Genomic DNA, 6,549 nt, shown 5'->3' with positions numbered 1-6,549 from the left:
TGCAAGGACTTAACCGCGACGTGGCGTTGGCCGTGGTGCATTTGATTGCTCAGGTGAAAGCGTCTGTGGATAAGTTGATTACCGGGTAAGCCGCACGACCCTCACCCTAGCCCTCTCCCAGAGGGAGAGGGAACTTGATCGGTGGGGTCGCGCAAATCCGCTTCTAGTCCCCTCTCCCTATGGGAGAGGGTTAGGGTGAGGGCTGCAACGTCTTGCGCCGCAACAACTGCGCAAACGCACTTGCCGCTGTGCCCCAGCAACCGCGTATGCCTCAGCCGATAATCTGCAAGGACTTAACCGCGACGTGGCGTTGGCCGTGGTGCATTTGATTGCTCAGGTGAAAGCGTCTGTGGATAAGTTGGTTACCGGGTAAGCCGCACGACCCTCACCCGGTGGCGTTGCGCAAATCCGCTTTTAGTCCCCTCTCCCTCTGGGAGAGGGTTAGGGTGAGGGCTGCAACGTCTTGCGCCGCAACAACTGCGCAAACGCACTTGCCATCGGTGAGCTTGCTCCTCTGCGTTGCACCTGCCACACCGCCGTGTTCGCGTCAGCATCCAGCAACGGCCGGTAAACCACCCCTTTGATGCGCATGTGCTGAAAAGACGCCGGTAACACCGACACCCCCAAGCCCGCAGATACCAACCCAATGATGGTCATGGCCTCCCCTGCCTCTTGCGAGAAATGCGGACTAAACCCCGCCTGCCGCGCCAGGCTGAGTAATTGCGCATACAAACCGCTGCCGTAGCTGCGCGGAAAAAACACAAAGGGTTCGTCCGCCAGCGCCGCCAACTGCAACCCCAGTTCACTGCCCTCAGCCAATGGGTGGTCAGCACGAATCACCGCCACCAAGGGCTCACGAAACAGCTCCACTGCCACCAACGAATCCGGCAAAGCCAGCGGACGCATGATGCCCACTTCGATGGACTCATCCACCAAGCCTTCCGCCACGTCGCGGCTGCTCATTTCCTTGAGGTTCAGGTGCACCGCCGGGAAGGCCTGACGAAACGCAAAAATGGCCTGGGGAATACTGGAGTTGAAGGGCGCCGACGAGGTGAAACCAATCTTCAGTTCGCCCAACTCCCCCAATTGAGCCCGCCGCGCGACATCCGCGGCTTTGTCGACCTGAGCCAGCACCTGCCGCGCTTCTTCCAGAAACAACCGCCCAGCCTCGCTGAGGGCCACCCGTCGGTTGGTGCGGTCAAATAATCGCGCCCCCAACTCTTGCTCCAGCGCCTGTATTTGCTGGCTCAGCGGCGGCTGGGAAATGCCCAGTACCTGCGCAGCCCGGCCAAAGTGCAGCTCTTCAGCCACCGCGATGAAGTAGCGTAAATGACGCAGTTCCATGCCCACCTCATTAAGTCGTTAAACCTATCAAACAGGTCGAATAATATATTGGAAAGAATCGTTAGCCGCCTATATTCTTTTGTCATTGCCGTTCGGCTTTCCGCTTTTCCAGAGGTCCCCCGTGAAAACTGCTGTTGCTCCACTCGCCCACGAAGTCCCGCCAGCGCGGCTGGATGATGTTGTCGCTCAATTCAATGATGTGTTTATCGAGAAAGGCACACCGATGTTTATGCGCACGGTGCTGGCACTGTTCTCGGGCGGGTTTGCGACCTTCGCGTTGCTGTACTGCGTGCAACCGATGATGCCAATGCTGTCCCATGAATACGGGATCAATGCGGCTCAGAGCAGTCTGATTTTATCGGTGGCCACGGCCATGCTGGCCATTGGTTTGTTGATTACCGGGCCGATCTCCGATGCCTTCGGGCGTAAGCCGGTGATGGTCTTTGCACTGTTTTCAGCCGGTCTGTTCACCGTTTTGAGTGCGCTGATGCCGAGCTGGGAAGGCGTATTGATTACCCGGGCGCTGGTGGGCTTGTCGCTGAGCGGGCTGGCGGCGGTGGCCATGACCTATTTGAGTGAAGAAATTCACCCGCAACACATTGGGCTGGCGATGGGGCTGTACATCGGCGGCAACGCTATTGGTGGCATGAGCGGTCGCCTGATCAGCGGCGTGCTGATCGACTTTGTCAGCTGGCACACGGCAATGCTGGTGATTGGCGGGCTGGCGTTGGTGGCTGCCGTGGTGTTTGTGAAGATTTTGCCGGAGTCGCGCAATTTCCGACCACGGGCCATGAACCCGCGCAGCCTGCTTGATGGCTTTACCATGCATTTTCGCGACGCCGGTCTGCCGTGGTTGTTTTTTGAAGGGTTCTTGCTGATGGGCAGCTTTGTAACGCTGTTCAACTACATCGGTTATCGCCTGCTGGCGGACCCGTACAACATGAATCAAGCCATGGTGGGGATGCTCTCGATTGTCTATCTGTCAGGCATTTACAGCTCGGCAAAAATTGGCGCCCTGGCCGACAAGCTGGGCCGTCGCCGGGTGTTGTGGGCGGTGATTGTTCTGATGCTGGCCGGGGTGGCCCTGACGATGCTCACGCCTCTCGCGTTTGTGATTATCGGCATGTTGCTGTTCACCTTCGGTTTCTTCGGCGCCCACTCGGTGGCCAGCAGCTGGATCGGCCGCCGGGCCACCAAGGCCAAAGGCCAGGCGTCGTCGCTGTACCTGTTCAGCTATTACGCCGGGTCGAGTATTGCCGGTACGTTGGGCGGCGTGTTTTGGCACATCGGCGGCTGGAACGGCATCGGCCTGTTTATTGGCGCGTTGCTGGTGATTGCCTTGCTGGTGTCGCTGCATTTGGCCCGGCTGCCGGTACTGCCGGGCAATGCAAAAAAAGCGTGAAAAGGCTTTACGCCTGGTTGTTGATCAGCAGTTGAATCTGCAAGCTTGAGTCCTGTTTTTCCAGGCTCAGGCTTTCAAACTGAGCCCCTTCGTGTTCGATGCGATGCAGCCACCCCAGCACCGTGGTGGCATCGCCCATCATGCTGATGCGTATGACTGCGCCATCGACGTCGAATTGCTGCACGCTCAGCCCCAAACGGGCGGCACTTTCACTCAGGCGAGTGCTCAACGGTTGATCAAACACCTTAACCGCCAGTGTCGGGCGGGCCTGCTGAACTTCGCCCGCTTGAGCAAGCCGTTTGAGGTAGAGCGCCTCAGCCGTTTCCAGTCGTTGCTGCGCCGGTAACCACAGCCCATACACACACACGACAATCAGCAAAAAAACAGCCAAAACACCGCACAGTTGGCGGTCACGCAGGGGCAGTTGCAGCCAGTGTTCACGCAGGCGAGCCTTCATGATTCATCCCTCACGGTGACAAGGGCCTGGACACGGCCACCCTGCTGACTGGCATTACCCACGGTGACCGGTAGGCCACTTTGCACACCGCGTTCTCGCAACTGTTCGAGCTGGGCAAAGCTGCTGGCGTTTATGTTCAATACCCATCCGATAGTGGCCCGCCACTCCATGCGTTGTACGTCGACCGAGCTGGCGCCCAGCACCTGTTCGGTCAGTTGCAGCAGTCGGAGCATGTGGCCGTTGCCAGCAGGAGCGCCCTGTTGTTGTAATACCTTGAGTTGCGCGGATAAGTCGACGATGCGGGTTTGCTCCGGGTATAGGGTTTTGAATCGCGCTTCACTCTGGGCGTATATCTGGGCCGCTTTGTCTTCAAGCACGTTGCTGCGCAGATGGGTGAATCCCAGTGCAAAGGCAAACATCAGCAGCAACGCAGCGCTGAATCGCCGCCACGGCAAACCTTGAGCCCGACGGGCAAACTCGCCCTGCAGCAAGTTAATGGCGTGTGTGTGCGGCACGCTCCAGTCGATGACGCCCTCGGTCAGTGGGTTGGGCAAGCGCGCGGCCACTAGATCGAGTGCTGGCCCCGACAATGCCAGACGCGCTTCAAGGGCCCCGCCGACAATCCATCGCCCATCCCACTGGGCTTTGCACGCCGCCTCTGGGGGCAGCAGGTCAGCGTCCACCTGCACACTGACGATGTTCAAACCGCGCTGATCCAATAATTCCAGCAAGCCCTTGAAGCGCTCTTTGTGGATCATCATCAAGGGATACCGCCGCTGGGCATCCATGTGCCCTACGGCAATGTGCAATTGCTCAAGGTCCTCGGCCAGTTGGTCTTCCACGGCGAAGGCCAGCGCTTGTGTACTGGGCCGACGCTTGTTGGGCCAAGGCTCTGTGAGTAACCAGCTGCACAGCTCCATCGGCAGAATCAGGTTGACCTCACGGTCTTTCAATCGGACTGCCGCTTCATTTAAAGACAAGTTTTCTATGGCTGCCGGGTCGTGCCAGATAGATACGCACGCTGTATCGACGTCTGTTTCAGGACCCTCGGTAACGCAGTGGGCGGTGAGATAAAGCCAGCTATTCATCAAGGGATTCGCTGTGTTTGGGCGCCAACAGGCGCCGCTGCAAGAGGTGCCACTTATGGGTTTTAAGGTCACGAGCCACATCGCTTTCCAGACGTAAGCGGCTTTGACCCATGCGCACATGCGTGGTGATGCGAAACCAGCGGCTGGTGGTGCCCAAGCCGGTGGCCTTTACGCCAAGTCCGATCAGCGTCGGGGCGAAGGTGAAGTCCTGAACACTGGCGTAGCCTTGCAAGGGCCGCTCAGCCACTAACTGGTTGGCCACGGGCGGCGTAACCCCTTCCAGCGTGGCGAGCACGGTGGCTGATGCGGTGTTGATATTGAGGGCCGCCTCCTTGGGCAACAGCACAACCCACGGTTGCAAGGTGGTGAGCCACGGGCCGTCAATGCCGGGCACTTGGCGCAATTGGCTGATGTCGCTCAGGTTCAAGCCTTGCAATGCGCTGGCCTCCACTTCGGATAGCTTGAGCCCTTTTTGCAGGCGGCCCCAGCGTTGCGCCAGCACTTTGTCGACAGGGCCTTTGGTGAGCAAGGCGGTGAGATTGAAACGGGCGGCCAGGTCTTCGATTTCAACTTCAATCAGGCCGTTCTCAATCTTCAACTGTGGCTGGGCGTTGGCCCAGACTTGACCTGAGGCGACGCTGGCTGCCGGGTCGCGCAGTTGGGTTTTGAGGTGCTCCAGCGCCCAGGTTTCCCCGGCAAACGCCAGCTTTCGAAGCTGTAACTGGTGAATCTGCTGGGCGCTGCTGTGCAGCGCCAAACGGTGGCTGCGCAACATACCCGCAGTGACCAGCAGGGCCAGGCTCATGACCAGTAAGACGGTGATCAGGGCAATGCCTTGCTGGTTGCGCCGCATTACTCGCCCTCCGGCAGTAACAGCACACGTCGAATACCCTCGAAGCGTCCAACCGAGAGCTGTAATTCAAGCGCCTTCGGGCCACCCGTGGCGGCGTCTTTACGGGTCGGCCAATGCTCACGCCAGCCGTTTTTACTGTCGTACAGCCGCCAGCGAACACTGCGCACATTGCTGAGCAGCTTTTGCTGCTGCAGCGTCCCCCCTTCCAGCCCACGGCTTTGGCGCCACAGCACGCCGTTGTCCAGTTGATAGCTGACGTCCTGCAACTCACTGCGCGGCTGGCCCAACGGGTTACGCCAGTTGGCCCGGCGCAGGGAGAGTTGATTGGCGGACAGGGTCAGAGCCGTTTTTTTGGCCGAGGTTTGCACTTGCAATACATCGCGCTCAATCAACGCCACGGCTCGTTGCACGCTGCGCAAGGCGTGTTGATGTGCCGTGCTGCTGCGTTCAGCGCGCACCACGCTGTCAAACAGGCGCCAACAGCCGATACCCAGCAAGGCGAAGATGGCGATGGCGATCACCAGTTCAAGCAAGGTAAAACCGGCCTGAGATTTAGTCATGCTTGATAGCCAGCCAATGGGTCACAGACTGCAAGGCCTCATCGCTGCCTGCCGGGCTGACGTTCAGCTCGACGCGCAGCAGACCGGTGCCGGGGTCGGACACTATGTGTTGGTGCAAGCGCCAGTCACGCTGTGCGTAGGTCACGTTAAGGGTGCGTTGCCCTGTAACCAACGGCGCAGTCTGCAGCTCAAGTTCACCCAGATGATTGTCGGCCAGCCAGGCGGCCAATAGCCGGGCCTCAACACGCGCGCTTTGCCCCAGCACATACTGACTGGCCGACATAACGGCTGCCGCCAGCGTGGCAAAAATCATCAGAGCAATCATGATTTCCAATAAGGTAAAGCCCTTCTCAGTCTTCATTGGCTGACTCCGGTATTTCAATTTCCGGGTCACCGAAGCCATCGCTGACAATGCTGCGCCAACGGCGGGGCGGGCTATCGAAGTGCAGGCTGAAGACGGTACTTTCATCACTGCTCAACCATAACAATTGCGGCAGGTCGGCCAAGGGCGTGAGGGGCTGCGTCTGGCCGTCCAGGGTTAAGCCCAGCACAAGACCGAACGGCAGTTGCACACGCTTGTCGACCACCTCCCAGCGAGTGCGCTCAAAGCGCATCAATTGGTAAGCTCCAGGTTCGAGCCGCAGACCATATTCCTGGCCATCCAGCACGGCCTTCTCGCGTAGCCCGTGCATCAAACTGTGTAATACATCCGCTTCTTGACGGGCATTGCGGGCGTTGTTGTCGCCCAGGTTGATATGCACCATCGAGGCCAGTACGCCAATCAGGACAATGACCACCATCAGTTCGACCAAGGTAAAACCCGACGATGCCTGCCGCATTCGCTT

The 6,549-nt window shown here is 58.9% G+C and carries 9 protein-coding genes; 2 read left to right on the top strand and 7 right to left on the bottom strand.

Going from position 1 to position 6,549, the window contains the following annotated elements:
• Positions 1-202: 202 nt before the first annotated feature.
• Entirely contained in the window at positions 203-373 is a 171-nt protein-coding gene (locus GHN86_RS24065) for a DUF6124 family protein (protein ID WP_416333493.1), read from the top strand.
• A 68-nt stretch (positions 374-441) separates the two neighbouring features.
• On the opposite strand, the gene GHN86_RS09715 is transcribed toward GHN86_RS24065, so the two are convergent.
• Positions 442-1,344 (bottom strand): LysR family transcriptional regulator, encoded by a 903-nt coding sequence (locus tag GHN86_RS09715; RefSeq protein WP_153378046.1) that lies wholly within the window; start codon positions 1,342-1,344, stop codon positions 442-444.
• Between the two features lie 169 nt (positions 1,345-1,513).
• On the opposite strand from GHN86_RS09715, the gene GHN86_RS09710 reads away from it, so the two are divergent.
• Positions 1,514-2,746 (top strand): MFS transporter, encoded by a 1,233-nt coding sequence (locus GHN86_RS09710; RefSeq protein ID WP_416333492.1) that lies wholly within the window; start codon positions 1,514-1,516, stop codon positions 2,744-2,746.
• Positions 2,747-2,753: 7 nt separating this feature from the next.
• On the opposite strand, the gene gspM is transcribed toward GHN86_RS09710, so the two are convergent.
• The 6 genes from gspM to gspH are packed head-to-tail and all read right to left on the bottom strand — an operon-like array spanning position 2,754 to position 6,543.
• The gene (gene gspM / locus GHN86_RS09705) at positions 2,754-3,203 is read right to left on the bottom strand and encodes a type II secretion system protein GspM (RefSeq protein ID WP_153378047.1); all 450 of its coding nucleotides are present in this window, start codon (positions 3,201-3,203) and stop codon (positions 2,754-2,756) included.
• Positions 3,200-4,291 (bottom strand): type II secretion system protein GspL, encoded by a 1,092-nt coding sequence (gene gspL, locus GHN86_RS09700; RefSeq protein WP_194286194.1) that lies wholly within the window; start codon positions 4,289-4,291, stop codon positions 3,200-3,202. Before gspL ends, gspM begins: the two co-directional genes overlap by 4 nt.
• Positions 4,284-5,144 (bottom strand): type II secretion system protein GspK, encoded by an 861-nt coding sequence (locus GHN86_RS09695; RefSeq protein WP_153378049.1) that lies wholly within the window; start codon positions 5,142-5,144, stop codon positions 4,284-4,286. The genes gspL and GHN86_RS09695 overlap by 8 nt, the downstream gene beginning before the upstream one ends.
• Positions 5,144-5,704 (bottom strand): type II secretion system minor pseudopilin GspJ, encoded by a 561-nt coding sequence (gene gspJ, locus GHN86_RS09690; protein ID WP_153378050.1) that lies wholly within the window; start codon positions 5,702-5,704, stop codon positions 5,144-5,146. The genes GHN86_RS09695 and gspJ overlap by 1 nt, the downstream gene beginning before the upstream one ends.
• Positions 5,697-6,065, bottom strand: a complete 369-nt coding sequence (gene gspI / locus GHN86_RS09685; RefSeq protein ID WP_153378051.1) for a type II secretion system minor pseudopilin GspI — start codon at positions 6,063-6,065, stop codon at positions 5,697-5,699. The genes gspJ and gspI overlap by 8 nt, the downstream gene beginning before the upstream one ends.
• Positions 6,055-6,543 (bottom strand): type II secretion system minor pseudopilin GspH, encoded by a 489-nt coding sequence (gene gspH, locus GHN86_RS09680; RefSeq protein ID WP_153378052.1) that lies wholly within the window; start codon positions 6,541-6,543, stop codon positions 6,055-6,057. The genes gspI and gspH overlap by 11 nt, the downstream gene beginning before the upstream one ends.
• Positions 6,544-6,549: the final 6 nt, after the last annotated feature.

Source organism: Pseudomonas helleri, assembly GCF_009600315.1.
Lineage (GTDB): Bacteria > Pseudomonadota > Gammaproteobacteria > Pseudomonadales > Pseudomonadaceae > Aquipseudomonas > Aquipseudomonas helleri_A.
Note: the sequence above shows the minus strand (reverse complement) of the source record. Positions and strands in the feature narration are given on the sequence as shown.